Here is a 26399-nt window from a genome sequence, read left to right on the forward strand (position 1 = left end):
ATCTATTACCTCGTGCTGATCGCGGCGCATGGTCGCCTTGACTCCCGTCCACCCCAGTAGCAGACTCGGTCCCAAGGAGCGTCGAAACTCCTCACAGAGCGGTACCCACCTCCGTCAAACCGGTGGGTTTTTTGTGCCTGCGCCATTGCAGTCACAAACCGACGTGATGCCTGCGTCGGGAGGGCGGCTAATACAACACCCGAAAGGGGAATACGCCCGCCGGCTCTGTGCGGTTTCGAACCTCCCGACTTCCCGTCGCCATCCTGGCGTGCGGGTACTTCATGGAACGAGGAGGCAAGCATGTCGACCATCGATTCGGAAGATCGGAATGTCACCGGCTATTTCCTGCCGGAAGATACCCAGCTACGGCTGAAGCAGCTACGCGAGTACGTAGGTTTCCTGACCAACCTGGCGCGACCTCGGCGGCCGGACGAAGACAGCGAGTGCTACAACGAGATTCGCCCGGGCGAGGTGGCGATCTGCTTTGAGTTGATCGAAGAGCAGATAGGGTTGGTGCTGGATGAACTCTCCTGGCCGGGGGAGCGTGGCGAAACGGCGGAGGCACCCAAGGCGGCTGCCGATGCGGAGACAGATGCAGAAGCAGAGGCCGCAGACACGGATGCCGAGGAGCCGTACGTCGCCGAGCCGGCGTCAAACGAGGCATCCATCCGCTATGTCGCTGGCGTCACCCTCAGCCAGATCGACGACATGAACCTGCTGCTCGGCAGCCTCCATGCCTATGGCAATGTGGTGGTCTGCAGCGATCACGCCGAGCTTTCGGAAGCCACGCTCACGGTGATGGGCGACGCCATCTACCGCGACGTGGCCGATCTGCGGGAGATCCTCCGTGAGATCGATGGCCCGCAGCGGCTGGAGCCGCCGCTCGTGGTGCGACCCGGGGTGCGTGAGGAGGAAGCCACGTACCTCGCCTTGCCAGCATGTTTGCCCATGGACGGCGTGCCTCACATCGTGCGGCAGCTGCCCGCTTACCACTAGCGGCTCAGCCACGCGCGCCAGCGAGCCCGTTGCGCTCGCTGGCGCGCGCTTCGTCAGCAGTTTCTAGTCGAGCGGAACACCGGCTGCGATTCGGGCTGGATAAGGCACCGGCGCCGATGGCGGTTAGTGCAAGGCCGCATAGATCAGTTTCGTGTGAACTTAAGGCTCTGCTTGCCTGCATCGGCCTCAAAAGCGAAAAGCGCCCCGAGGGGCGCTTTTCTAAGAGAGCACCCGGGGTGCGTCACGGCGAACCGCGCTGCCCACCTGATCCGGGTGTTGCGGGGTCGATGCTATCGTGTGTAAGGATTTCTTGCAAGGAAGCAGAATGAACGATGGCTCCATGGTACGGCTACTCTCGCCCGAGCGACTGACCCCTTTCTTGGCCATCACTGGCGCGGAACAGGACGCGATTGAGCTGCATAACCAATCCATCAGGCTGAACGCGGCAATCATGCCGGTCATTGCCCTCATCGAGATTGGCCTGCGGAACGCCATCAGTGAATTGCTTCGGGAGAAGCTGGGAGTTCCGAACTGGCTCACCGCTCCGCCGCGCTCGCATCTGGTTTGGCACGGCAAGGAGGCGGAAACCATCAGGAAGGCTATTGTCCACGCCCAGCGCGCCGCTTACGCCAAGCTCACGAATGCAGAGAAGAAGGCTCTGGACGTTTTGGCCTATCCGCAGGGTGTGCCGATTGGTCTACCGCGTGCCCGTCGGGTGAGAGCACGCCAAGCGCGGATCGAGGTCAGCGTTGGTCAGACCATTGCGCAATTGACGTTGTCGTTCTGGAAGGGTCTGTTTTCGGTCGACTACGAAGCCGCCCTATGGAAGCCAATCCTGCGGCGGCTGTTCCCAAACAAGGCGATTGATCGCGTGGATGTCGCTCGGCATCTGGAGGTGATCTACGAAGCGCGCAACCGCATCGCCCACCACGAACCGGTGATTGATGGCAGGCTCGATGCCTTGCTGGAGTCACTCATCTACATCACGCAGAACTTCGGTGCCAGGCAGCAGAGCGAAGACGCCATCTTGTTTCAGATGACTGCCCCGTTCCGGGGGGTGCTTGAGGCAGAAGCACGGGCCACGAAAGAGCGGATTGCTCGTTATTCGCTTGGGTCGGCGGAAATGCCGGGGGACGCGGCCCATTAAGCCGGGTCGGTCGTCTGGCAGAGATGGTCCTCTGCGTGGCTTAATTAGCCCCGTCCCTTTTCTCGGCAAGGACGCGCCGCTCGATCAGCGGCACTCACAGGGGAAACCATGGATATCGAAGCTCGCCGCCCATCCCGCCATGTGCTTTGGTGGCTGTACTCGGCCTATCTCGTGTTGGCTCTTTTCGCGGGCGGGTACTTGATGATCGTGCTTGGCCGCTACCCCGTGATAGGCGGGATTTCCACGGTGATGGATGCGATCGGGCTGTGCGGCTTCTACGGCTTTCTCAGGTACAAGCCTCTGCTCACCCAGCGGTTCTGGATCGGGTTCGCCATGCTGTACGTGACCAAGCTCGCCGTGGCGCTGGCCTTGCTGGCGTCCCTCGCGCTGGAGATCAACTGGGATGGCAGCCTGACCAGCCGTATCGTGTTCATGGACTTCGTCGGCATCGTGTTGGGCGCGCCATTTCTGGTGGCCATCGTCAAATACGCATTTGATGGCAAAAGAATCTGGATGGTTCGGGGCAGCGCTCCGAGCCCTGCATGAGCGCTCAGTGCCGGCTGGTAACGGCCTCTTTCACCGGATGCTCTGGCAGCCGATGAGCGGAGCAGGGCGGCGATTCGCCGCTCAGGGGCCTGCCAACGATTTCTTCAGCAGCGCGTCGTACAGCTCCAGGCGCCATCGCACGCTTATCTGCAACAAGCTCAGCCAATAGAAGAGCATGAGGCCGCTGATCAACAGCACTTCCGGCCAGCTCGGATGTGGCGGCCAGTGCATGTCCTTGAACTGCAGAAAGAGGGCGCCGAGCAGGGGCAGCACGCCGAGGCTCTCCATGCTGCCGGTCAACAGCGGGAGCTTGCTGCGGAATCGTTCGAGGCGATGACTAGCAAACGCTGCCATCGCCTGCCGCTGCTCGCGCGGATACTGCCCGATCCACGCTACCATGGCCTGGTAGTGCGGGAGGTCGTGATCGAGCACCTCGGCATATTCCCGCCGCTCGCGGGCAGGGTGCATGGTGGGCAACGTGGCAGTCATTGCCACCGCGAAGGCGCCCATCTCCACCGCCATCAGCACCAAGGCGATCACCACCGCGGTCGGATTGCCGGGAAACATTTTGAGTAGCAGCAGCGCCGACACCGCCGCGGCTATGGCAATAGCGCTGGCCCAGCCGACGCGACCATCGGGACGTGCGCTAGCCGGATGCTCGGGCAGTGACTCGATGCGCGCGTCCAGGCTGCTGAAGGTGAGTGGTTGGGAATCCATGCCAGCGCTGCTCCTTGGGGCCGGCCGCCACCATACCGAAACTCGCGGAAGCGCTGAAATTCAATATCGGGCTAGACATCTGGAGATGGAAGAAAGGGGGCGAATTAAATCCGGTCGTTGTCTAGCAGGGGGCACATTCCCGCCTCAATTAGCCACGTCCCTTTTGAAGGCGCCTTTTATGCCGCGGTACGGCTATGGCTTGCAGCCCAACTGCGCTCGCACGCTGGCCATGCGGTCCGGGGGAATGGTGGCCGCTTCGGACGGAGTCAGTTTTCCTTCGTCCTCGCGGATCATCGTGAAGCTGCCGTCCGGCTGGCGCATCCAAGCCAGGTAGCCGCAGTAGAACGCGGCGCTTGCATAGGTGGCGGTGTAGTCAGCGGTTGCATACCAGCCCGGTGGGGCTCCGGACGGATGGTCATACCAACTGACTGTGATGATCTGCCGGTGGCGGACGGGACCCGCGGCTGCGTTGAACTTGCGCCTCGAATCCTGCCATTGAGAGTGGGCCATCATGCCTCGCGTCGGCTCTGCCACCATCGCGAGCGCGCTCTTGAAATCACCTCGATCCTTGGCTTCCAGGTAGGCGAGAGTGCGCTGTCGAATGGTCTCCTGGTCAGCCGGAGTGGGGTGCCAGTTGGCGTTCTGCAGCGTCGGATTCGGTAGGTTTGATCCAGGCGCGCCGCAGATCACTTGCTGGGTGATGGTCACCCGTGGCTTTGCTCCGCCGTCTTCCGCGCGCACGGGTGCAGAAGACGAAAACGTGTAGTGGCCCAGCGAGTAAGGCTGATCGCCGCAGCGTTTAGCTGCCTCTGGTGCCAGGAGCCTTTGGGCCGTCGCCACATCTGTGGTGCCATCGAACGTAGCCGTGAACTCGTAATGGCCTGGGGAAGGCTGTCGCACCTGGACGGCTTGCCGGGGACTGGCAAGCGCAAATGTGGGCAGGGCGACCAGCACACCGAGGCAGAGACGGACAAGCATGCGAGATCCTTTCGGGCATGAGTCGATGTGAGCTGGCGCAGGCTAGCACCTCGGAGTGGCTGCGTTGTACGAGCAGCCAAATCAGGGGGCTACTTTCTTTTCCTGGTGCCGCAAAGCGCATCGTCGGTGCGACGGCAGTCTTGTTTGTTTGCTCCGCATGGCTCTTCGGCGGCGGTTAGCGCGTTCGACCGGCCAGAGAAAGAAAAGCCCCGCGATGCGGGGCTTTTCTTCAGTTCAACGGTAGATTCAGCGCGGCGAGACGGCCGCGATGAGTCGCGTCCCTTCCTGCTTGCCCTGGAAGGGGTTTTCCGCTGGAAGCGTTGTCGGCTTGCCGAAGGGGATGGCGGAAACGAACGCCGGGCAGTAGCGCAGACACACCGCATAGCGTGTGTCGCAATCCGTCGCGCCCGATGTCACGCACGCCTGATAGGCCGGCACGCAGGTGTTGCAGTTGGGTAGTGCGCGGGCGGTCGTCGACAGTCCGAAGGAGGCCAGTGCAACTACGGCCAGACCAGCTAGGTTGATACGAAAATCCATCTTGCATTCTCCTCGAGAGCTCCTTCATTGGAGCCAGTCAAGGGTGCTGCACACGCCCTGGCGCTTTTTGGGACGAGGATCACTAAAACAGTGGGCGGTATGGCCGGTAAGAAAGGGAGCGGCCAACTGATTCCGGTAGGCGTCGGCCAAGTGGCATTCAGCCCCGCTCAGTTGGCTATGTCCCCATTTGATGGCGCTCGGCGCAACGCCGGTGTGGTCGGCCAACGATGTTGACTGGCGTCCACCACCTCGTGCCTTGGCCGCCTTGTCGACCTATGGCGCGGCTGCCTTCAATCCATACCTGGCCGCCCGTGTCGCGATCGCCGGGTCAATCGCGCGGGCCGCCGCCAGATCGGCACGGCCGGCGTCCGTCTGGCCACTGTGGATTTTTGCCAGGCCCAGCCCATAGCGCGACCACGCAGACTTCGGCTTTTGTGCGAAGGCCTGCTCGTAGGCCTTGATCGCTTCGGCATCGTGTCCAAGGCGTAGTTGCACCAGGCCGAGGCTGTCGAGGTAGGCCGGTTGGTCGCCGTCGCGTCGGATCGCCTTGCGGCAATCCTTCAGTGCGTCGTCGAGCATCTGGTTGCTTAGGCCGCGCGCCCAGCAGCGCGCGTTGAGCGCAGCACCCAGCAACGCATCATCCCTGTGCATACGAATCCAGTCGTCCAGGAGGGGCAGCGCCGCCGTGGGTTGATCCAGATCGATATACAGGTCGGCAAGGGAGCGCGCCTGTGCGGAGCCCGCCGCTGCCAAGGCACTTGCTGCCGTCACGTCGGCCGTCGCCCCGACGCGGTCCTCGTGCGCCAGTCGAACGATTGCCCGCAGCAGCAGGGCATCGACGTTCTTCGGATCCAGGCTGAGGGACTTGTCCAGATCGGTGAGCGCCGCATCGGGCTGCTTGTCCGCCACGTATGCGCGCGCGCGGTCCGCATAGTAGGCGGCTTGGTCGGGGGCCAGGCCGATCGCCTGGGTCAGATCGGCGATGGCCGCCTTCGGCATGCCGCGCGACAGGTTCGCCACGCCGCGCCGGGCGTACTCCGGTGCGGTCGCAAGCGCCGCGCTGCCGGCGCCAGAAGCACTGGCGTCGGCAGGCTTGGCTTCGTCGCCCGGTGCATCGGCAAAGGAAAACACGCGCCCGCCGTTGTAGGTGAAATAGACCTTTTTCTGGCTGTTGGCGATGTACATGTGATGGGCGAGGAAGAAATCCACGCCGAGCAATACGTCGGTGTCGCCCATGTCTTCATCCAGAACGAGCATCTTGCTGTGCTGGATGGTCTCCGTTCCGATGGAGTAGGAGTCGATCGGCACAATCCAGGTTTTGACCGACTTGCCGCCCACACCGATGGTGTCGTCTTTCCTGGCTTCGGCTTGCTTGAGGTCAATGCCGACGCGTTCGGCGGCGCGATGGCTGAGCGTGGTGGCGTAGGCTCCTGAATCGAGCAGGGCGCGCAGCGGTTTGCCATTGATGGTTACTTTGACAAAGGTGCGTCGGTCCTGCTCGTCGGCGGGCGAGTCGATATCGGCGACCTCGTAACGGCCGTCTTTGGTCCAGTACGCCAGCGCTGCGTTCTTGCAGTGATCCGGTTTGAAGAGGGTCATCTTCCCGTGCGCGAGATCGGCCTCCAGGTCGGCGACATCGAGCAGATTGGCGCCGAGCAGGCCATAGCCCATGTCCGTACCTCCGACGAGGAAGGCCACGCGCTTGATGGTGGCATCAAGGACTCCGAACGACATGACCCGGGTGAAATCCACGCCCACCGAGCCCCCCACGCCGCTCATGCGATACCCGAACGGTGCAGGCTGCAGCCTGAGCCCCAGCGACAAGGCATTGGCGCGCGACATGAAGTTGAAGCTGGCCCCGGTATCGAGGACAAAACGCGTATCGCTGCCGTTGATCTTCACCATGGTCGTGGCGCGACCATCGAGCATTTCCACCGGAAGCGTGCCGTAGTCCCCCAACTTGCAGCCGTCAGCCCACGACGCTGACGCCAGCAGTGCAAAGAAGCCCAGGCAGCCCAGACGCAAAATCCCTTTCATTGTTGCCCCCTTGCATGCCGAGGCCGCGCAATGTGGGCCTCGCGATCGAGCGCCGGTGGGTACGGGCGCCCGCCGGATCATCGCGAAAGTCGTGGGGCGACTCAAGAAAACGATTGGGCTGTATGGGCCAAGGAAGCCCTTCGGGATGGCAGGGGGTGCGGTTCGTTGGATTCGGTGACGGTCGGGCCCGGATCTTGGACGGGAGCGGGTGTCAGTCACGCTCCCGTCTACTGGCTTCATTTACCGCTGTTGTCATCAGGCATCAGCAGCACCAATGGTTCGCAGGTCGCCTTAGCACAGCCGAACCTGCGCACGGTCTCGCCGCTTGTCCAGGTAGCGGTCGCGGCGGCGTTGATCTCGTAGGTCCAGAGCCTGCCTTGCGCCCGCAGTTCGCCGCTGATCGTGCACGGCAGCGAGTAGAACGCATCCCCGAAGCCGTCGGGATACTCCTGGCTGGCAGCGAAGAAGCTTGCCACTTGGTCCCGATCCAGCACCCATGCCCGGCAGGAAGCGGCCATCGCCGGATCGCCCTTCTTTCCAGGCAATGGGGTGTAGACCGGTGCGCCGACGCTTTCGACAACGACGTCTGCTGCGGCCGCTTCGTTATGGTCGCCCGCGCTAGCGGGTCGGGCCTGTGGGTTGCTGCACGCGACCAGCAGCGGCATCAGGCAGGTACAGGCCGTCACCTTCGCCCTGCGTTTTGTACGAGATGGTGTCGTGCTTATAGATGTCATGGTCGTCGAGTCCGTATTCGTGCTGCAGGATGCCTACCAGCTTCTTGACCGAAGCGGTCTGCTCGGGGGTGGGGGCGTCCCAAGTTTTGGTCTGTTCGTGGTACGCGCCAACCACCTCGATGCCGACGCTGTCGCTGTTGTTTGGATACCGGATCGGGTAAGGGTTCGCGTTTTCGTGTGTATTGATCGCCTTCGGGCTGAAGCCGGTCTTCTCGTGCCATGGCTTGTCCGCCTCGGCCAGCGTGCCTTCCTCGGCGCCACGCGAACGGATCTTGCCAACGTGCCAAGTCTGGTAGTTGAGGCTCGCGGTCTGGTAGATCGTGCCGTCTTTGTCGATCAGGAAATGCGCGCCGTTCGGATGCCTTCCCGCGTTGTAGCCATCAAGCGTGCTCCTGGCTGTCGATGACTCGGTGCGATGCATGACGATCGCTTCGGGCGAGGTCAGCTTGCCGTGCTCCAGCGAGGTCACGCGCTTATTGTGAATGACCGGCTCGGTAAGCATTCCCTCTTTATCCACCTGCGACGGCGGCAGCGCGAACGGGCGCAGGCTGTCCGCGAGCGGCGTCTGCGCCGCGGCAGTCGGTACGTTGGCTCGCATGGGCATCGCGCCGTAAGGCGAGTCGTACACCGCAAAGATGGACGGCAACTGGGCACTCTGGTCGCCGAGTACGACGCGGCTTACCTCATCAGGGAAGCGCGGGTCGGACTTGATTCGCGCATACAGCGCCGCGGCCACGTTCGCGTTCTGGTCGCCCTGCCAATGCCGCAAGGCTTGCACCTTCTGCAGCAACTGATCGTATAGCGGGTGGTCTGGATGGGATGGATCGCTGGGGATGCGATCGTCTGGCGTTGCCATCGCTCCTCCCGCTTCGTTGTTGAGTTCGCTCATGGAATCCTCCTTGACTCATCTCGTGGTGAATTAGGTGCCCTTAGGTCCGGGCACGGGCAGGGCTTGCGTGTGGTTGGCGCGGTAGTAGCGTTCGCTCTTCCAGCACCGCCGCGCGTGCGGCTGTTTCGTCTAAGCGGCACTGATTGGCATCCAGCATGGCGGCGGTACCGCCCTCTGGATCCGGTGCGCAACGCCTGTCGCGGTGGGCGATCCAGGCCCGCTCTTCGCTGCGCAGTGCAAGGCGGCCGTCCTTGGGCAGCGAAATGCGGAGTTGCTGGTACGCGCCGTTGAGCCGCTTGTCCTGGAACGCGAGCTCGGCGCCGATGCAGTCATTCAGCGCCGCGGTCACGCCTTGAGAGGCCGAGACGCATGCGTGATAGGAAGGGCGGAGTGGTGATTCTTTGGGGGCAGCGTCTTGCCCGTGCGCTGGGAAGACCATCGCAGCGATGGCTATGCCGGCGAGCCATTGACCCGCAAATCGCCCGAGGAGAGGGGCGACGCAGATCGGATTCAACGGGGAGTTGCGCAGGGCGCTCGGCTGCATGGTTCCTCCTTGAACATGCGATCCCAGGTGTCGGGACGCGAGAGCCTATCATCGGCTCTTTGGCCGGAACGTGAGCGAGCTCGGGGATTGGCGTAAGGGAATGGCGCAGATGACCAGGGCAGCGAGGCGGTGCGTGGAGCAGGAGGCGCAACGCCAGATCGGCTGACGGCCCAAGCAGCGATGTTTACGAGACGGGAGGCCGGAGCTCAATGTCGCCTGTCAGGCGGCATCGCTCAAAGCACCGAGGCACCGTCCACAAGACTCCGACGATGCGTCGCTGCGCCTCCCGCCGGGAGCGGCGCATAACCAAGCGCTTCGTAGAAGCGCGCTGCAGCCGCTGTATCGGTTCGTAGCACCAGCGCGCGGTACGTTTCCGCGGCCTGCGCTTCGAGTGTTCTTATGAGACGACGACCCACACCCATGCCTCGCCACGCGGGAAGCACGTACACGCGCCGGAGTCGTCCGAGCCCTTGCTCCGTGGTGTACGGATCCGCTGAAAAGCCTCCTATGGCGACAAGCTGCCCGAGCGCGTAGCCGCCCAGCAGGGCCGCTCCCTGTCCTTCGTACTGCGATGGATAGTTCGCCAACTCCGTTACGAGCCGCTCTACAAACTGGAACCCTTCCGCCGTACTGACGGCAAGGAGCTCCTCAAGTGCGCCATCGCTACCCTTGCCGAAGGGCCGGTACTCCACCGGAGTTGACGTCATGAGGCGGACCTCGGGTTCTGTTCGCATGCCACCGGGCTTGGCGCGTGGCTTGCCGTCGTGGGAAGTGCGCTGACGCGGGCAAGCCTCATCGTGCTTCCGCGATGGCGTGGATCGGAGGCGGGCAGAGCGTCGATGTCGTGAGCAGCGTGCTGCCTCAAAGCGTTTGATCAAGAATTCGTGCATACCCACGCATGACCTCTGGGGGTGCGCGTGAGCCCGGACCTCTGCCTACCATGCAATCACCAACGCGGAGGCTACACCATGCGATTGTTCTCGCATCCGAAGTTCCTGCCCGTGTATTCCGGCGTGCTGACCCTGGCGGTAGTTGTCGCCCTGCTCAGTGGGTTCGCCCGTGTGCCGGGAGACGCGCGTTTCGACAGTATCGACGTGCAACGCATTCGTGTGGTTGAGCCGGATGGCACCCTGCGGATGATCATTGCCAACCACGCGCATCAGCCGGGCATCATCGAAAAGGGCAAGGAATACCCGCACCCAAGCCGCGCCGCCGGCGACAGCGCCGGCATCATCTTCTACGACGCCGAGGGCTCGGAGAGCGGCGGCCTCACCTTTGGCGGCAAGCGTGAGAAAGACGGCACCGTCTCGCGCTACGGCCACCTCAGCTTCGACCAGTACGGGCAGGACGAGATGATGGCGCTCAACGCCATGCAGGACGGCGACAAGCGCAAGAGCGGCCTGCTGATCAAGGACGAGCCGGACTGGCCCCTGCTGGACCTGGTCAAACAGATGCAGGCGCATGCGGACGATTCACCCGAGGCGCAGAACAAGCGCGCGATGGATTACATGGCGGCGCACGGACGCATGCACGTGCCGCGTGCGTGGATCGGTCGCAACGACGACGATTCCTCGTCGATGGAGCTGAAGGACGCGCAGGGTCGTCCGCGTCTGGTTGCTGAAGTCGGTGCGGATGGCACCCCGACCATCCGCTTCCTGGATGCCAACGGCAAGGTCACCGGCGAATGGCCCCAATCGCCAAAGCATTCTCGAGCGGCGTCTGAAAATAGTGGGGGCGTGGCTAAATAAATTCGGTTGTCTCCCGGCAGGGGGGGGCATCTGCCTGGCTTGATAAGCCACGTGCCCCCCTCTGCTCTTGTATTGATGGCATGGCCGATCGCGTCATCTTCACTTCTTTGCCGGCCGCTTCCCCACACCCGGCTTCGCGCTGATCTGCCGCATCCATTCCACGACTTGGTCTTCGTCGATGTCGTCCAGCGAGGCCAGCTCCACGCCCCGCGTCGCCTTGCCCATGGCGACAGGCGTCACCGGCGGCACCGGGTCGAGCGTCGCGCCGTTGATGAACATCAGTTTGACGTGGCCGGCGAATGCGCCGCAGCTGAAGCACCAGCCGTCGCCCACGCCGTAGTACGCCATGCCCCACTTCACACTGCGCTCCAGGCCGGGCAAGGCCTCGGCGGCCAAGTGGTCGATGCGTTCGGCGATGCCGCGCTGCGGTTGCGGCAGGCTGGCGATGTAGGCGAACACCGGCTTGTCGCCGACCGCGGCCTTGGCCTGACTGGCTTTGCCATTCATGGCCTCGGGCAGGGCCATGCCGGCGGGGGCGCGCTTCGCGTTGGGCTCGTGCACTGGCGCCGTGGACGGCGGCTTCGGTTTTTCGGTCTTGCGGGTCACCATGGTGGACTCCGGATGGCTTTGGGCTTCTCTGGGCGACGATCGAGCACCCGCCTGATCGACGCGGGACGAATCAGAGGGGACGCAATGAAGGGACGTGGCCAATTAAATTCGGCCGTCGTCTAGCTGGAAGCAGGGCTCAGGTTCGGCTTTCCGCGCGTTGGTGCACGGCCGCATAGGACGGCTTCGTGCGAACCAAGGCCGCCCGGCCGAGATTTGCCGGTTCGTTAGCCTGCCAGTCCCGCAAGATCGGTCGAGCGCCGGTTCATCTCCGTCGGCAACATGATGGCTCCACGGAGAAGCGGTCGATGAAAGCAACGGTTCGCCACTATCACGCGCGGATGCAGCGCGTGTTGGACTACATAGATAGCCACCTCGACGATGATCTGGACCTGGAAGCGGCCAGCCGTGTCGCCGCCTTCTCGAAGTTCCATTTCCATCGACAGTTTGTGGCGACCTTCGGGCTGTCCCTGCATCGCTATGTCCAGCTGGCCCGCATGAAGCGTGCGTCGCGCCGGCTGGCCTGGAACGACTCGGAGAGTGTCACCGACATTGCGATGGATGCTGGCTACGAGGCACCCGATGCCTTCGCTCGTGCTTTTCGCCAGCGGTTTGGGCAATCGCCTTCGTCGTTCCGGAAATCGCCTGACTGGGCGCCGTGGATTTCCGCCTTCGGGCCTCTGGACAACGCGAGGAACAAGCTCATGCAGATTATCTTTACCCGCGACGACGTGACGATCCGTGATGTGCCCCCGATGCCGGTGGCGATGATCGAGCATCGAGGCGATCGGGCAATGCTTGGCACGACGATCGAGCGATTCAAGGCCTGGTGCAAGGTCAAGGGTCTGTCGCCCGAAACCGGGCGACCCAGCTTGATGGTGTTTCGATCCGAGCGGTGTCCCGCCAATCCGGCCGACTACAGCATGGATCTGTGCGTAGGAACCGATCAGCCGGTCGAGACGAACGATCAGGGCATGCGGGCCGGCGTGATCCCCGGCGGACGCTGCGCGGTGCTGCGCTATCCCGGCAACACCAACGATCTGGAGCCCGCCGCGCTGTACCTCTACCGCGACTGGCTTCCGGACAGCGGTGAGGAAGTGCGCGACTTTCCGATCTATTGCCAGCGGAGGCTCTCCTTCGCGCCGGATGCGTCGACGCCTGAAGTCTTTGTGGAGCTGTTCCTGCCGCTGAAATAGCGCGTCGCGGGGGGGGCTCTTCGCGGAAGTCGGTGCATTGCCGCGAGCCCGTGATGGACGGCGGTTAAAGCCATCGCGCGACACCGCCATGATGCGAACAGGTTCCCCGACGCGAACGGCTGAAGCTGTACGTGCCGTCCCGGCATTGCGCCGAAGCTCCTGCCGGCACGTCCGCACCGACCTGAGTCGGCGTTATGAGCCTTGGAACGGGGTTGCTCCGGTCGCTCCTATTGCGCGGCTGCCCGGGGGTGCGGCCGGGTTCACCTATCGCAGTTTGTTGAGTGACCGCAACGACGGTGCAGCCCACTTTCGGCACCCATGTGTACTCGACTTGGCCCGATGGTTTGGCGCAGCGATAGACCACCGCCTGGTGTGTCGCTGAAGACGCTGTCTTCGGCAGCGATATGCCTGCCGCGAAGAGCGCAGAGATGAGCGCTATCAGCAGGCCTCTCGCTGTTCTTCTCATCGAAGTGCCTCCCCGGTGGCCGGGCAAGGTTGTTCCACCCGGTTGGCTGGAGCAAGGGACGGCAGATCGGGAGCCAGTTCGCGACTGGCGCGAGCATGATGGGCGATCAGCGGTCAGGGTCGACTTTTTCCACCCGGTGTCGCTACTCAAAGGATGGATGCCCCAACAGCCCTGGGCATCGCCTCTCAATGCTCCTTGTTGACCGGGGTCAATGTGGCGCGGCCATGAACTGCCATGCTGCCCAGGCATTCAAGAGGGCATGCGCATGAAAGCCAACGTTGGGAGCTTGGACAAGTGGCTACGTATCGCCGTGGGCGCGGTGCTGCTCGTGTGGGCGGCCACCGGCGGGCCGGTGTGGGCGTGGATCGGCGTGGTGCCGCTGGCTACGGGGTTGTTCAACTTCTGCCCGCTGTACGCGCTGATCGGCATGAATACCTGCAGGCGCTGAGCTCACTCCGGGCGAGCGGATTCCTCCAGCTCTGCTCCGGGGTGCCCGGGAACGAGGTGCGGAGTCTGCTCGTTGAGGAGCCGACTCCGCCCTGTGGTTCGACCTCGGGCTCAGGCGCGCGCTGCGATCACTACATCCCCGGCATCGCCGTCGGCGTGCCATCGGACCAGTTGCCGACGCCCACCAGCAGCACTGACAGCGGGGGCAGGGCAGCGGCTTCGGCCTGGTGATCGGGCGAGTAGAACCAATAGTTGCCACCGAACACCGGCGAGCCGGTGGCGTTGGCGCCCCAGTCGGCGCCGTCCTTGAACGGAACGTAGAACATGACGTGGGCCATGTCGTGGTCGCCCTCGTCGGACAGGTAGGACGACTTGGACATCATGTAGCACATGGCGCCCGGTGCCAGCGGAGGAATCTTCTTGCTGCGCAGGGCTGCCTGGATACGCGAAGCGACTTCGGCGTCGGAGTGGCCGGTGAGGGTCATCGCGGTGCGCAGCTTGGCGATTTCGGTGACGGTGCGCGCGGCCTGCGGGTTGTCGCAGCCGGCGGCGCGGATCTTGGGGTTCCAGCGCTCGGGCCAGTCCGTCGCACCGGCGAAGCCGCGGGCCACCCAGCAGACGAACCCATTGCTGCCGGTGACGGCGGTTTCGTAGCCGGTGCGGGTCATGACCAGCACGGTGGCATCCTTGGAGATGGATGCCGGCGCCGCACTCCTGGCCAGTGCGATTTCCTGGGCGCGATCCATGAGGTACGCATCGACGGGCGCCATGCGGTCATAGGGTTTGGCCGGCGCCGCGGCGGCAGCGGTGGCAGCAAGCATCGCCAGCGCGACACAGGCGGCCAGCCGGGCGGAACGCCTGCCCAAATGCCCCATCGCCGTGGCGACAAGCGGTTTACCGCGCGACTCGGACGTCTTCAGCGTTGCCTTGATCATCGTGGTCTCTCCTGGCGAAGGGGTAGTGCTTTTTCATGGAGACGACGAGGGAGGGGGGCGCAGATCGACAGTGGCGCGATACGTATTGGGGAGGACGGGCTGTGTGTCCTTGCGCCGCGACCGCTAGCTGAGCGGCTTCCCGTTCTTCCCTGAGAGCTCCGCCAAAGCGTGCTCCGTCACGGTGCGGCGCAGCTGCTTCAGCGCGGGTGATGCCGAGTCGCTGTCGCCATGCAGGCAGACATCGACGCGTGGCAAGGGCGGCAGCCCGTGGCGGCCATCCAGGCGGGTGAGCCCGGGCGGGATACCCGCACTCGTGCGTAACGTGATGCCGAGCCCCGCGGCCACGCCTGCCCACAGACTTTGCAGGCTGCTGGTGATGAAGGCCGGGCGCCAGGCCAGGCCGGCCTTGTCCAGTGCTTCGGTGCCGGCCTGGCGAAAGAAGCAGGGAGGGCGATAGAGCGCCAGGTCGATCACGTCGCTGGAGTGCAAGCGCTTGGCGGCGTCTTGCGCACCCACCCAGGTCATTGGCAGGGTGGCGAGCCGTTCGGCATCGGCGCGCTGCGCGTGGCCCATCGCCAGCACCAGATCGAGCTCGCCGCGATCCAGCCGTTCCAGCAGGGCGCCGTTGCGATCGACCTCCACGTCCACCCGCACGGCTGGGTGCGCTTGCTTGAATTGCCCCAGTGCCGCCGGCAACCAGGATTCGGCGAAGTCTCCCGGCAGGCCGAAACGCACCGTGCCGCCGATCGATGCGCCTTGTACGGTGTGCACGGCCTCGTCGTTGAGCGCCAGGATGCGCAGCGCATACGCATGCACGCGGTCGCCCGCTTCGGTCAACACCACCCTGCGCCCCTGCTTGCGAAACAGCGGCTGCCCCAGTTGCGCCTCCAGTTTGCGCATCTGCTGGCTCACCGCCGACTGCGAGCGGCCGACCCGCTCCGCGGCGCGCGCCAGACTGCCCAGGCGAAGAATCGCGGCCAGGGTGCGTAGCGCATCCATGTCCAGGTTGGGTTGCTGCATCGTGAAGTATTTCTAATGGATAGGCGGCGAATTATTCCATTTTATTGAAGTGCTTGCGGCCCTAGCATGCATGGCGCATCGGGCTCCGGTTCGATGCCGCGGACTCCACTACCCGAAGGAAAACGCCCATGCGCAGATCCCCCACACGGCGCCGCCTGATGGCCACCGCGTGCCTGGTTGCGGGCCTCGCCTCGACAACCGGTGCGCTCGCCCGCGGCGCGCCGGCCCGTTTCCCGCTGGCCGGCACCTGGACGCTGGAGGCGGCCGACGTGCTGCATCCAGACGGCTCGCGCAGCAGCGACTACGGCGCGGCCCCCAAAGGTCTGTTGATGATCGACGGACAAGGCCACTACGCGTTGCAGATCTTCCGCGCCGAGCGCGCGCATTTCGCATCCGGCGACAAGGCCCACGGCAGCCCCGCCGAATACCAATCCGCGGTGATGGGCTCGAGCACGCACTACGGCACGCTCGAACTCGACGCCGCGACGCACCTGCTCGTGTTCCACATCGATGGCGCCTCCTTCCCGAACTGGGAGGGACAGCAACAGCGCCGCAGCTTCGAGCTGCATGGCGAAGAGCTCAGCTATCGGGTGCCGCCGCGTCCCAATGGCGATGTGCCGCTCTCGGTGTGGCGCCGGGTTGACGGTAGCGCGGTGCGCTAGGCAAGTGCCGCTCAGCAGATCGTGATCAGCGCTTCTTCTTTCCACGCGCCACTTCCGTGGCGAGCGCGTCGAGCTTGTGGCGCCAGTGGCCGCGGAATCGCTCGAGCCAGCCGTCGATCTCGCGCAAGGGGGCCGGGTCGAGGTGATAGATCCGGCGCGCGCCTTGCGGATGCACGGTGGCGAAGCCGTTCTCACGTAGCACGCGCAGATGCAGGGAGACCGCAGCCTGCGTGATGCCGAACTCCCGCTGGATCACCTCGACCACTTCGCCGGAGGCGTGCTCGTGATCGGCCAGAAGATCGAGGATGCGGCGCCTCACCGGATCGCCCAGGACATCGAATGCGTGCAAGTGTCTGGCTCCCTGTGAAGCCGCGTCGAACCAGCCCTCATTCTCCCATGTAGAACCTGCGAGTGCGCTCGGCCGCTTCCCGGGCCCAGCCGGGGTCTTCGCCATCGCGGATGGCCGCTTCGCACCATGCGTCACTGCTCGCGCGCATGTAGTCCTTGCCGCCTTGGGAAGCGACCCACGATGCACTTTCTTCCGGCGCGTTCCGCACCCCGTCCTCGACGTGCATGCCGAGACCGAGCAGGCTGAGGTCCCAGCCGACCCCCGTAGCGCCCGGCCCGAATTGCTCCCAGAACTGCGGCGGGACTTCGGCGGTGTGCTCGAGGGTGAGTAGCGTTGTGCCCTGGCCGCTGGGTTCCAGCGTGACGTCCACCCAACTCACGTTGCCGCGAAATTCCCAGGTGACGGCCAGGTGGCGCGGTGGCTCGCACTGGGTGATCTCGCCGCCGGCATTGCCCTTGAGCTGATAGCGGCCGCCGAGCTTGAGCTCGCCTTCCACCGGCATAAGCCAGCGCGGGATGCGCTCGGCAGTGGTCAGTGCATCCCACAGATCGTCGATGGTGGTGTCGTAGGTGCGGCTTGCGATAACGGCGTGGATCTCTTTGCCATCGCGCTTGAACTTGGAGACGGTACGCGTCACAGCGCCGAGGTGGTGGGTGGGATCATTCATCGTGGCTCCTCCGGGGGTTGGCTTAAATATAAGTTATGCCTTATATAAGCCAATCCATGAATCTGTGGCAAGGGGCAGGGAGCGTTCAGGCCGCGCGCCGCAGCACGCGTCAGTTGAGGCTGGTCAGCAGCGCCTGGAAGCGGGGATGGCTGCGCAGCGAGGCAAGGTCGCTGTCGTTGGCCATCCAGGCGCGGTCGCCCCAGCCCAGTTGCACCGCGCGTTCGAGCAGGTCGATGGCGCGTTCGTGTTCCTCCAGCACGGCGAAGGTGCAGGCGGCGTTGTAGTACACCATTGGCTCGTCTTCGCTCGAACGCAGCGCGAGGTTCGCCCACTCGATCGCCTTGTCCTTCTCGCCGATGGCCGCGAAGTTCGCGGCGCCCATGTAGCGGGCGCGGGCGTCGTCGGGATTGATGCCCAGCGCGCGTTCGATCAGCTCGATCGCGCGGCGGCGCGCCTTGCGCTCGTCATCCTTGCGGCCCATCTCGCTGTACGCCTGGCTCAGGTAGACCAGCGGCAGGTAGTCGGCGGGGCTGACTTCGGCGGCGCGCAGGTAGAGCCACGCGGCTTTCTCGAAGTTGCCCTGCGAGCTGCAGATCATGCCGTACAGGAAATAGGCCTCGAGCAGGTTGGGGTTGAGCATCATGGCGGTCTCGAACTGCCGCTCGGCCTGCTTGAAGCGCTTGCTGACGTACAGCGCCAGGCCGCGCGAGGCGTGTGCTTCGGCCGAGTCCGGATCCATCTGCAGGGCGCGCTCGCTGGCATCCATGGCATGGGCAACGTGCTCGGGGTTCGCATCCAGGAAGCGATGCCGCATGACGTACGCATCCGACAGTCCGGCCCAGGCTGCGGCGTACTTGGGGTCGCGCGCGATGGCGCGCTTGTACATGTCGATCGCGCGCAGCGAATCGCGCCGGTTCCATGCATAGAAGTATTTGCGCCCACGCAGGTAGTCGTCGTAGGCCTGCACGTTGGCGGTGGCGACGTACTGGATCGCGCGGCGCTCCTTCGGCGACAGGGTTACCTTCAGCGCATCGACGATGCTCTGGGCGATGTCGTCCTGGATGGCGAAGACGTCGCGCAGTTCGCGGTCGTAGGTTTCGGCCCACAGGTTCGAATCGGAGGCCACGTCGATCAACTGCGCGGTGATACGCACGCGGTTGCCGGCCCGGCGCACGCTGCCTTCGAGCACCGTGCCCACATCCAGCTTGGCCGCAAGCGTCTGCAGGTCCACTTCCTTGCCCTTGAAGAAGAACGAGGAGGTTCGCGACGACACTTTCAGCTGCGGCAGCTTGGTCAGCAGGCTGAGGATCTCCTCGGCGATGCCGTCGCTGAAGTACTCGTTCTCCAGATCGCCGCTCATGTTGACGAACGGCAGCACGGCGATGCCGCGGCGGTCGTGATCGTGGTCCGAACTGCGGCGGTCGTGATCGCGGCCTGCGCTGCCGGCTGGGCGGGGCAGGTCGGCGTCGGCCATCGCGACCTTGCCTGGGGCCTTGGCCGTGACGCTGGCGATCAGGCGATAGCCCACGCCGTGCACCGTCTGGATGTAGCGCGGCTCGGCCGCTTCGTCGCCGAGCTTCTGGCGCAGTTGCGAGATCACCCGGCTCAGCGAGGCCGGCGTGACGTACTTGTGGCCCCACACGCGTTCGAGCAGGTCGTCGTGCTGGATCAGTTCGCCCGGATGGGTCACGAACTGCAGCAACACGGAGTAGGCCTTCGGCTCCAGTTCCAGTTCGTGGCCATCGCGCGACACGCGGTGTGCCGCCGGTTCGACGCGGATGTCGCCGAACGCGTAGTCCACCCTCGCCGGGTTCGTTTCAGTGGCCACGCCGAGCGAATATCACAGGGTCTGGTGGGGGTCAATTGAGCTTGTGGGGGATATCCGGGGGCGTGTCCCGGCGCGCGTTAGCTTGCGATGAAGAGGACGTTTCGGATTCACGCTTAGCGGGCGGCTGGCGGGCGTGTGGAGCCGCCCGGCGGAAATCCTCAGGGATTCCGAAAGGATTCCTCCGAACTTCCTCAAGCACGAGGCGGGGAGCCGGCACAGACTGATTCCACGGACACTGGCGTCCGTCTGGAGGCTCCCCATGAAACATCTGATTCATGCCTCAATCGCGCTCGGTCTTCTCTGCGTCGGCGGTGTCAGCACGGCGCAGGACCAGGCGCAGACCACCACGATGCGCGACATCACGGTCAACGCCGTGCCCTCCTACGAAACCTACGTGGCCGACTTGCCCGCGGGCTATGCCTTGCATGCCCTGGTCGGCAACACCCACCGGCAGTACCTGCAAGCCCAGCGCGATGCCGAGCAATCCGATGCCCTGCGCCGGAGCGGTTTGGCGGTACCGGCGCATGTCTCCGTGGCCATCGACAATTTCTCGGGCCCCGGTACTGCGCGGCAGATCTGGCTGATCGACGGCTCGCGCGAAACGGTCGCCATCGTCAATGTGTACTGCAAGCGGGTGATGCCGTCCGGCGGCCCACGCTGCCAATTGGCCCCGCTGCCGATGTCCGGTAGCAGCAACGGCGAAAGCCAGGCGTCGATCGACAGCGCATATCTGCAGGTCGCGCAGGTGGCGTTGCCCGACTAAGCAGGACCGAGCGAGCGGCGCGGTGGGGCGGGTTCGATCCCTGGTTGCGAGCCTGCCCCCGTCGATGGGCCGAGCCGGGCGATAGAGCCGCGATGTGTGTGGAGCGGGCGGCAGTAAACCGCCGCCCTTCCCTTACTCGGGAAACTGCACCACCGCGTTCTCTGCCGGCCATTCGTCGTGGCGCTGCTCGCTTTCGCCCGCGACTCGTTGGGCCCACGGCGCCTTGCCCAGCGCGCTGATGTCGTCGTACCGGCCCAGCAGCTCGAACGCGGCGAGAGTGAAAGGGCGCCCCTCGGCGCCGACCCGGGACGGCCCGTTGGATACGTGAAAGTGCAGGTGCGGCCCGGTGGAGGCGCCGGTAAACCCCAGCTGGGCAAGCACCTCGCCGCGGCGCACCCGATCGCCGGCGTGCAGCGTGATGCTGCCGGGACGCAGGTGTTCGTAGAAGGCGTAGCGGCCATCGGCCAGCCGGATCGTCACGAAGTTGCCCGCGTCGTCGGCCAGCACGTGCCTGGGGTTCGTCGACACGCGGGGCGACTCGGTCATGTCGCCACGCACCGTCACCACGGTGGCGTCGGCCACGGCCAGCACGTCCGCGCCGTAGCCGAGCCAGTCGCTGGGTGTGTCGGGGTGCTGACGCGCGGTGTGCCCGGCATCGTCCACGCGTATCCAGTCGATGGCGAAGCGCCCGGGGATGCGCGCCTGGCCGTCGACCGCGTTGAACACCCGGCGATGCCCACGTGCCCAACTGGCCGCGTGGACTGCCACCCACGGCCCCCCACGCAGCGGCGGACCCAGCGGCGCTCCGGCTGCGTAGGAAACCGCAGTGCGTGCGCCGCGCACGACGTCCGCTGGCGCGCCGCGTGGCGGCGCATAGGTCACCACGTGCTCGACTGCGCGCGGGCGATGCGCGTTCGCCGGCCATTCCATGTAGACCACCGCGCGGCTTCCCGGCGGGACCGTGGCGTCGCCCGAAGTCGCAGGTGTGCCGATGCGCGCGAGCCGGCGGGTCAGCGCCTCGCCGTCAAAGTGCGCCAGCATCTGGCCGCGCGCGTCTACCACCGCCACGTCGATCAACCGCAGCGGTGAGCCGGTGAAGTTGGTCAGGTGCAACTCCTCGAACACCTGCGTGCCGGCATCGGTGTTGGCGGCGTGCGGTTCGTCCAGCACGCGCAGGTCGAACGAGGGTTGCAGCGATGGCGCCGAGGCCGCACGCGCCATGGGCGCCGCCGCGAGCGCGCAGGTAACCAGCAGGTTCATCGCCGTCTTCATGAGCAGACCCTATGCATCGGGCCGCCGAAGCTAAGGCAGTCGCTGCACGGATCCAAGCGACGGGTGACCACCGGCACCGGGCGCGGGATGAGCGGAGCGGCGGTGCGGATGGCGAAGGTCAATTCCGGGCCGCTCTACGTGCCCGCCGCGGTGGTGGCCGCCGCTTCGCCGCGGCAAAAAGCCGTCCCATACAAACGCCATCTTCACCTGAAATATGCATCTTTCGTACCCCTCTCTTAAATGTGCGCGCGCAATGGATGCAAACTGTTTGAGCCGTCCGGTTCTGGATTCGATCACCGACCTCGGCATCTTCGCGGTCGACCCCGACGGCAAGATCGTCTTCTGGAACAAAGGGGCTCAGCTCGCCTTGGGTTACGCCGCAGAAGAGATCGTCGGCCAGCACGAGTCGGTGCTTTTCCCCTACGACACGCCGGGTGTCGTCATTGCCCAGGGGCGCGATGAGCGCGGGGAGAAAGGCGGCTTTCACCGGGTCGACAACCGGCTCCTGCGCAAGGACGGCACCTCGCTCACGGCCGCGCTCAGCAGCCAGCCGATGCACGATGCAAGCGGCGCCCAGCTCGGCCACTGCAACGTGATCATTCCCAAGGCCGGCGCGGGCGCGTCGGACCAGCGCTTCGCCGACGAGCAGTTCCGGATCCTGGTGCAGGGCGTGGTCGACTACGCGATCTACATGCTCGACCCCGAGGGCTGCGTGCACACGTGGAACTCGGGAGCGGAGCGGATCAAGGGCTACACCGCCGACGAGATCATCGGGCACCATTTTTCGGCGTTCTACACCGAGCCGGACCGCGCTGCCGGCGAGCCGGCACGCGGGCTCGCGCACGCGCGCAAGCACGGGCGCTTCGAGAACAAAGCCTGGCGCGTGCGCAAGGACGGCTCGCTGTTCTGGGCGCACGTGGTGATCGACCGGATCGACGATGACGAAGGACGCCTGATCGGCTTCGCCAAGATCACCCGCGACGCCACCGAGGTGCTGCGCGCCGAGGAGGCGCTGGAGGAAATGCGCTCGGCGCTGCACCAGGCGCAGAAGATGGAGGCCATCGGCCAGCTGACCGGTGGTATTGCGCACGACTTCAACAACATCCTGCAGGTGATCACCGGCAACCTGCAGCTGCTGCTGCAGGAGGTGGGGCAGAACGAGCAGGCGAGGAAGCGCGTGCGCAACGCGATGGCCGGCGTGGAGCGTGGCTCGACCCTGGCGTCGCAGCTGCTGGCCTTCGGCCGGCGCCAGCCGCTCGAGCCGCGGGTGATCAACCCGGCCCGACTGATCCGCGGCATGGACGAGTTGCTGCGACGTACGCTCGGCGAAGGCGTGGAGATCGAGACGATCATCGGTGGCGGGCTCTGGAACACTTCCATCGATCCGACCAACCTGGAAAGCGCGATCCTCAACTTGGCGATCAACGCCCGCGACGCCATGGAGGAGCGCGGCAAGCTCACCATCGAGGCCGGCAACGCTTATCTCGACGATCGCTACGTACGCGCCCACCACGAAGTGAAGCCGGGGCAGTACGTGCTCATCGCCGTTACCGACAACGGCTGCGGCATCGACGCCGACGCGCTGGAGAAGGTGTTCGAGCCGTTCTTCTCCACCAAGCCCGAGGGCAGCGGCACCGGCCTGGGCCTCTCGATGGTGTACGGCTTCGTCAAGCAGTCCGGTGGCCACATCAAGATCTACAGCGAGCCTGGCCACGGCACCACGGTGAAGCTCTATCTGCCGCGCAGCACCGAGGCGGAGCGCGAGTTGCCCGCGGAACCTTCCGAGAGCAGCGAGGGTGGGCACGAGTCCATCCTGGTGGTGGAGGACGACGAGGCGGTGCGGGAGGCGGCGGTGGCGTTGCTGCGAAGCCTGGGCTACACGGTCTATCACGCAGCGAACGCTCGCGCGGCGCTCTCGGTGGTCGAGAGCGGCATCGGGCTGGATCTGCTGTTCACTGACGTGGTGATGCCCGGCGACCTGCGCAGCCCGGAACTGGCCCGGCTGGCGCGCGAACGCCTGCCGCAGCTGGCGGTGTTGTTCACGTCCGGCTACACGGAGAACGCCATCGTGCACGCCGGGCGGCTGGATGAGGGCGTGCATCTACTCAGCAAGCCGTACACGCGCGATGCGTTGGCGCGAAAGGTCCGACAGGTGCTCAGTGAGGAGCGACGCCAGCCGGGTGTCTCCAGCCCGGTGGCTCCGCCGCCGGTGAGCAAGCGGCGCCTGATGATCTGCGAAGACGACGAGCTGATCCGCTCGGTGGTGCAGGACATGCTCGAAAGCAAGGGCTACGAGGTGGTGGCGGTAGGCTCGGCGGAAGAAGCGCTGCAGGCCTGGGAGGTCAGCGACCCGATCGACCTGCTCATCACCGACCTGAGCCTCCCTGGGAGTTCCGGCGTCGAGCTGGCGCAGACGTTGCGCGAACGCACACCGGACCTGCCGGTAATCTTCGCCACGGGGCTGGCTGAAGACTGCGACATGCCAACCGACGAGCGGACCGCCACGCTGCTCAAGCCTTACGGTGCCGGCAGCCTCGTCGCCTCGATTAGCCGCCTGCTGCAGGCGGCCGAGGAGGCCGCCGTCGGTTCGCCGGCTGGGTAAGTTGTGGAGCGGCGAGGGGCGTGCCTCCGCCCCTTGCCGCTCCCAGCTAAGGCGCCAGCTCGCGTATCCGGCCGAGATCGCGCACGAAATCCTCGAAGGCTGCCGCCCGAGCCGCCTCGCTCGGCAGCCGCAAGATGTACGACGGATGCACCGTGGCGATGCCGCGCGTGCTCTCGTCGAGCGTGATCCACTGGCCGCGCTGTTCGAGCAGACGGAACTCGCTACCGAACAGGTTTTGCGCCGCCATCGCGCCCAGGCAAACGATGAGGCGCGGCCGGATGCGGTCGAGTTCGGCAGCCAGCCATTGCCGGCAGGCTGCCTGCTCCTGCGCGTTGGCGCGGGCGTGCAGGCGGCGCTTGCCGCGCGGCTCGAACTTGAAGTGCTTGACGGTGTTGGTGATGTACAGCGCGTGGCGCTCGATGCCGAGCTGCGCCAGCGCACGATCGAACAGCTCGCCGGAGGGGCCGACGAAGGGGCGGCCGGCCAGGTCTTCCTGGTCGCCCGGCTGCTCGCCAACGACGACGATACGCGCGTCGTCCGGACCTTCGCCGAACACGGTCTGCGTGGCCGGCTGCCACAGCGGGCAGGCGCGGCACTGTCTGGCCTGCTCGCGCAACTGCGCGAGGCTGCCCTCGGGCAGTGGCGCCGGTGCCGGCTTCACCGGTGCGGGAATGCGCCGCTGGGGCAGCGTCGGCGCCTTGTCCACCATCGCCTGCATGCGTGCCGAGGCGTCCTGGATCAGGGCCGGGATCAGCGCGGCTTCCGGCAGGTTCTTCCAGTAGCGCACGGGCATTTCCTGGGTCATGGCGCGCACTTTCAACCGGGCCGGATTGAAGATGTTGGCGAAGTAGGTGCGCCAGAGGTCTTCCAGCGCATCGCCGGTGGGCGCGTCGGTCTTGTCGGCGCCGGCGTCCAGGCGCAGCGTTTCGCCGTCCCAGTGCGCGCTGCGCAGCGGCGTGAGGATCGACCAGCGCATGCCGGTGAAGCGCCGCACGAAGAACGGGGCCACGCGCGCCACGATGTCGTGCGAGGGTTCGAACCACGCGATGAACACCGCACCCTCCGGCCCGGCCACCTCGCGGAAACGGACGAAGGCCTTCATCTTGTGCATGTCGCGGCGCACTGCCTTGGCCGCCATGTGCGCCCATGCCACGTCGTCGTCGGTGGCGATCTGCAGCAGATTGCGCTCGCCGTGGGTGAGCCGCCACAGCATGCGGTAGAGCACCGCGTGGCGGCGCGGGTCGCTGTGCGCGAGCACGATGTCGGCCACGCTCATGAACTCGCGCGGCACCCGGCCCGCCGTTGTGACCGGTGCATCGACGGGCGACGTCGGCTCGGTGTTTCCGAACAGATCGGTGGCACCACCAACCTGCCACTGCACCTGCGCTGGCGGTAGGCCAGCGGCCAGCAGCTCGCGCGCTGCCTTGCGCCAGGCGGCGAAATCCGAACCGTCCTCGAGTATCACGCTGCGCATCAGTGGCCGAACAGGTCCGCCTGCCGCGGCGTGGTCAGCTGCGCGCGCAGCGTGCTGCTCTCGCTGTCGGTGCGCGGGCGGTAGTCCAGCGTCTCGACGAACGGCGCCACCTTGCCCACCGCCACCCGCAGCTTGGCCAGATCCTGGTAACGGATGCGTCGGTGCGCGCGCATGGCCAGCAGCTTGTCGACCGTGCGCACGCCCAGGCCCGGCACGCGTAGCAGCATCTCCCGCGGCGCGGTGTTGAGGTTCACCGGAAACTGGCTGCGATGACGCAGCGCCCAAGCCATCTTGGGGTCCACGTCCAGGTCGAGCATGCCGTTGTCGTCCGGCGGCGCGATCTCCTCCACGTTGAAGCCGTAGAAGCGCATCAGCCAGTCGGCCTGGTACAGGCGGTGTTCGCGTACCAGCGGCGGCGGCCGCAGCGGCAGCGCCTTGGAGGCATCGGGAATCGGGCTGAAGGCGGAGTAGTAGACGCGCTTGAGCCGGTAGCTGGCGTACAGGTTGGTGCTGGAGGTGAGCACGTCGCGATCGGTGGAGGCGTCGGCGCCCACGATCATCTGCGTGCTCTGCCCCGCGGGCGCGAAGCGCGGCGCTTTCTTCTCCGCCTTGGACTCATCGATGCCCAGGCGCAGGCGGCCCATGGCCTGGCGGATGTCGCGCAGGTTCTTTTCCGGCGCCAGCGACTTGAGCCCGCCCTCGGTGGGCATTTCCACATTGATGCTGAGGCGGTCGGCCCAGCGCGCGGCAGCCGACAGCAGCTCCGGCGAGGCGTCGGGAATGGTCTTGAGGTGGATGTAGCCGCCGAACTTGTGATCCTGGCGCAGGCTGCGCGCCACCCGCACCAGCATTTCCATGGTGTAGTCGGACGACTGGATGATGCCCGAGGATAGGAACAACCCTTCGATGTAGTTGCGCCGGTAGAAGTCCAGCGTGAGCTGCACCACTTCCTCCACCGTGAAGCGCGCCCGCTGCACGTTGGAGCTGCGCCGGTTGATGCAGTAGGCGCAGTCGAAGATGCAGAAGTTGGTCAGCAGGATCTTCAGCAGCGAGATGCAGCGGCCATCCGGCGCGTAGGCATGGCAGATGCCCATGCCCTCGTTGGAGCCGATACCGCCCGTGCCGCGCGAGTCACGCCGGTTGCCGCCACTGGACGAACACGAGGCGTCGTACTTGGCAGCATCGGCGAGGATGGCGAGTTTGGCGGACAGTTCCATGCCAGACGGATGATCGTGCAAT

The 26399-nt window shown here is 65.3% G+C and carries 28 protein-coding genes; 10 read left to right on the forward strand and 18 right to left on the reverse strand.

All coding sequences use genetic code 11. The features are described from left to right. The first annotated feature begins 300 nt into the window (after positions 1-300). From ACQVBX_RS03015 to ACQVBX_RS03025, 3 genes are all read left to right on the forward strand, one after another. Entirely contained in the window at positions 301-996 is a 696-nt protein-coding gene (locus tag ACQVBX_RS03015) for an XAC0095 family protein (RefSeq protein WP_431636428.1), read from the forward strand. 325 nt (positions 997-1321) lie between these two features. Then, positions 1322-2143 (forward strand): hypothetical protein, encoded by an 822-nt coding sequence (locus ACQVBX_RS03020; protein WP_431636429.1) that lies wholly within the window; start codon positions 1322-1324, stop codon positions 2141-2143. Between the two features lie 108 nt (positions 2144-2251). Continuing rightward, on the forward strand, positions 2252-2689 hold the full coding sequence (locus ACQVBX_RS03025; RefSeq protein ID WP_431636430.1) for a hypothetical protein: 438 nt from the start codon (positions 2252-2254) through the stop codon (positions 2687-2689). A gap of 81 nt (positions 2690-2770) precedes the next feature. On the opposite strand, the gene ACQVBX_RS03030 is transcribed toward ACQVBX_RS03025, so the two are convergent. From ACQVBX_RS03030 to ACQVBX_RS03065, 8 genes are all read right to left on the reverse strand, one after another. After that, positions 2771-3406 (reverse strand): hypothetical protein, encoded by a 636-nt coding sequence (locus tag ACQVBX_RS03030; RefSeq protein ID WP_431636431.1) that lies wholly within the window; start codon positions 3404-3406, stop codon positions 2771-2773. 192 nt (positions 3407-3598) lie between these two features. Continuing rightward, positions 3599-4384, reverse strand: a complete 786-nt coding sequence (locus ACQVBX_RS03035) for a DUF4019 domain-containing protein (RefSeq protein WP_431636432.1) — start codon at positions 4382-4384, stop codon at positions 3599-3601. Between the two features lie 246 nt (positions 4385-4630). Continuing rightward, positions 4631-4921 carry a hypothetical protein gene (locus tag ACQVBX_RS03040; RefSeq protein WP_431636433.1) on the reverse strand — a complete coding sequence of 97 codons (291 nt, stop codon included), beginning with the start codon at positions 4919-4921 and terminating at the stop codon, positions 4631-4633. A 273-nt stretch (positions 4922-5194) separates the two neighbouring features. Continuing rightward, entirely contained in the window at positions 5195-6958 is a 1764-nt protein-coding gene (locus tag ACQVBX_RS03045; protein WP_431636434.1) for an aspartyl protease family protein, read from the reverse strand. 236 nt (positions 6959-7194) lie between these two features. Continuing rightward, the gene (locus tag ACQVBX_RS03050) at positions 7195-7623 is read right to left on the reverse strand and encodes a hypothetical protein (protein ID WP_431636435.1); all 429 of its coding nucleotides are present in this window, start codon (positions 7621-7623) and stop codon (positions 7195-7197) included. Next, the gene (locus tag ACQVBX_RS03055) at positions 7577-8581 is read right to left on the reverse strand and encodes an N-acetylmuramoyl-L-alanine amidase (RefSeq protein WP_431636436.1); all 1005 of its coding nucleotides are present in this window, start codon (positions 8579-8581) and stop codon (positions 7577-7579) included. The genes ACQVBX_RS03050 and ACQVBX_RS03055 overlap by 47 nt, the downstream gene beginning before the upstream one ends. Positions 8582-8621: 40 nt before the next feature. Beyond that, on the reverse strand, positions 8622-9125 hold the full coding sequence (locus ACQVBX_RS03060; RefSeq protein WP_431636437.1) for a lysozyme inhibitor LprI family protein: 504 nt from the start codon (positions 9123-9125) through the stop codon (positions 8622-8624). 233 nt (positions 9126-9358) lie between these two features. Then, complete coding sequence (locus tag ACQVBX_RS03065) at positions 9359-9832, reverse strand: GNAT family N-acetyltransferase (protein ID WP_431636438.1); 474 nt, start codon at positions 9830-9832, stop codon at positions 9359-9361. 261 nt (positions 9833-10093) lie between these two features. Here ACQVBX_RS03065 and ACQVBX_RS03070 point away from each other — a divergent pair, with 261 nt between their 5' ends. Beyond that, positions 10094-10873, forward strand: coding sequence for a hypothetical protein (locus ACQVBX_RS03070; protein ID WP_431636439.1), 780 nt, complete (start codon positions 10094-10096; stop codon positions 10871-10873). A gap of 99 nt (positions 10874-10972) precedes the next feature. Here ACQVBX_RS03070 and ACQVBX_RS03075 read toward each other — a convergent pair whose 3' ends face one another. Beyond that, entirely contained in the window at positions 10973-11482 is a 510-nt protein-coding gene (locus tag ACQVBX_RS03075) for a DUF1801 domain-containing protein (RefSeq protein WP_431636440.1), read from the reverse strand. Positions 11483-11787: 305 nt separating this feature from the next. On the opposite strand from ACQVBX_RS03075, the gene ACQVBX_RS03080 reads away from it, so the two are divergent. After that, positions 11788-12675, forward strand: coding sequence for an AraC family transcriptional regulator (locus ACQVBX_RS03080; RefSeq protein WP_431636441.1), 888 nt, complete (start codon positions 11788-11790; stop codon positions 12673-12675). A gap of 64 nt (positions 12676-12739) precedes the next feature. On the opposite strand, the gene ACQVBX_RS03085 is transcribed toward ACQVBX_RS03080, so the two are convergent. Beyond that, a complete protein-coding gene (locus ACQVBX_RS03085; RefSeq protein WP_431636442.1) occupies positions 12740-13390 on the reverse strand; it encodes a DUF3761 domain-containing protein in 651 nt (216 codons plus the stop codon). Positions 13391-13406: 16 nt separating this feature from the next. Here ACQVBX_RS03085 and ACQVBX_RS03090 point away from each other — a divergent pair, with 16 nt between their 5' ends. Next, entirely contained in the window at positions 13407-13589 is a 183-nt protein-coding gene (locus ACQVBX_RS03090; RefSeq protein WP_431636443.1) for a YgaP family membrane protein, read from the forward strand. Between the two features lie 130 nt (positions 13590-13719). On the opposite strand, the gene ACQVBX_RS03095 is transcribed toward ACQVBX_RS03090, so the two are convergent. Together ACQVBX_RS03095 and ACQVBX_RS03100 are read right to left on the reverse strand one after the other, a co-directional pair. Further along, entirely contained in the window at positions 13720-14523 is an 804-nt protein-coding gene (locus ACQVBX_RS03095; protein ID WP_431636444.1) for a hypothetical protein, read from the reverse strand. A gap of 123 nt (positions 14524-14646) precedes the next feature. Continuing rightward, positions 14647-15543, reverse strand: coding sequence for a LysR substrate-binding domain-containing protein (locus ACQVBX_RS03100; protein WP_431636445.1), 897 nt, complete (start codon positions 15541-15543; stop codon positions 14647-14649). A 158-nt stretch (positions 15544-15701) separates the two neighbouring features. Between ACQVBX_RS03100 and ACQVBX_RS03105 the strand changes: the two genes are divergently transcribed. Continuing rightward, positions 15702-16205 carry a lipocalin-like domain-containing protein gene (locus tag ACQVBX_RS03105; protein ID WP_431636446.1) on the forward strand — a complete coding sequence of 168 codons (504 nt, stop codon included), beginning with the start codon at positions 15702-15704 and terminating at the stop codon, positions 16203-16205. A 25-nt stretch (positions 16206-16230) separates the two neighbouring features. Here ACQVBX_RS03105 and ACQVBX_RS03110 read toward each other — a convergent pair whose 3' ends face one another. From ACQVBX_RS03110 to ACQVBX_RS03120, 3 genes are all read right to left on the reverse strand, one after another. Continuing rightward, a complete protein-coding gene (locus ACQVBX_RS03110) occupies positions 16231-16554 on the reverse strand; it encodes an ArsR/SmtB family transcription factor (protein WP_431636447.1) in 324 nt (107 codons plus the stop codon). A 37-nt stretch (positions 16555-16591) separates the two neighbouring features. Further along, a complete protein-coding gene (locus ACQVBX_RS03115) occupies positions 16592-17221 on the reverse strand; it encodes an SRPBCC family protein (protein ID WP_431636448.1) in 630 nt (209 codons plus the stop codon). A gap of 109 nt (positions 17222-17330) precedes the next feature. Continuing rightward, entirely contained in the window at positions 17331-19022 is a 1692-nt protein-coding gene (locus tag ACQVBX_RS03120) for a TPR end-of-group domain-containing protein (RefSeq protein ID WP_431636449.1), read from the reverse strand. 286 nt (positions 19023-19308) lie between these two features. On the opposite strand from ACQVBX_RS03120, the gene ACQVBX_RS03125 reads away from it, so the two are divergent. Then, on the forward strand, positions 19309-19812 hold the full coding sequence (locus ACQVBX_RS03125) for a hypothetical protein (protein WP_431636450.1): 504 nt from the start codon (positions 19309-19311) through the stop codon (positions 19810-19812). Positions 19813-19944: 132 nt separating this feature from the next. On the opposite strand, the gene ACQVBX_RS03130 is transcribed toward ACQVBX_RS03125, so the two are convergent. Further along, a complete protein-coding gene (locus ACQVBX_RS03130; RefSeq protein ID WP_431636451.1) occupies positions 19945-21072 on the reverse strand; it encodes a M23 family metallopeptidase in 1128 nt (375 codons plus the stop codon). 75 nt (positions 21073-21147) lie between these two features. On the opposite strand from ACQVBX_RS03130, the gene ACQVBX_RS03135 reads away from it, so the two are divergent. Further along, a complete protein-coding gene (locus tag ACQVBX_RS03135; RefSeq protein ID WP_431636452.1) occupies positions 21148-21324 on the forward strand; it encodes a hypothetical protein in 177 nt (58 codons plus the stop codon). A gap of 28 nt (positions 21325-21352) precedes the next feature. Then, complete coding sequence (locus ACQVBX_RS03140; RefSeq protein WP_431636453.1) at positions 21353-23686, forward strand: response regulator; 2334 nt, start codon at positions 21353-21355, stop codon at positions 23684-23686. Between the two features lie 46 nt (positions 23687-23732). On the opposite strand, the gene ACQVBX_RS03145 is transcribed toward ACQVBX_RS03140, so the two are convergent. Both ACQVBX_RS03145 and ACQVBX_RS03150 read right to left on the reverse strand, forming a co-directional pair. Further along, positions 23733-25160: a UdgX family uracil-DNA binding protein gene (locus tag ACQVBX_RS03145; protein ID WP_431636454.1), complete on the reverse strand. Its 1428-nt coding sequence runs from the start codon at positions 25158-25160 to the stop codon at positions 23733-23735. Beyond that, the gene (locus ACQVBX_RS03150) at positions 25160-26377 is read right to left on the reverse strand and encodes a putative DNA modification/repair radical SAM protein (RefSeq protein WP_431636455.1); all 1218 of its coding nucleotides are present in this window, start codon (positions 26375-26377) and stop codon (positions 25160-25162) included. The genes ACQVBX_RS03145 and ACQVBX_RS03150 overlap by 1 nt, the downstream gene beginning before the upstream one ends. Positions 26378-26399 lie beyond the last annotated feature (22 nt).

Origin of the sequence: Dyella thailandensis (genome assembly GCF_050749815.1) — a bacterium.
Taxonomy (GTDB): Bacteria; Pseudomonadota; Gammaproteobacteria; order Xanthomonadales; family Rhodanobacteraceae; genus Dyella_A.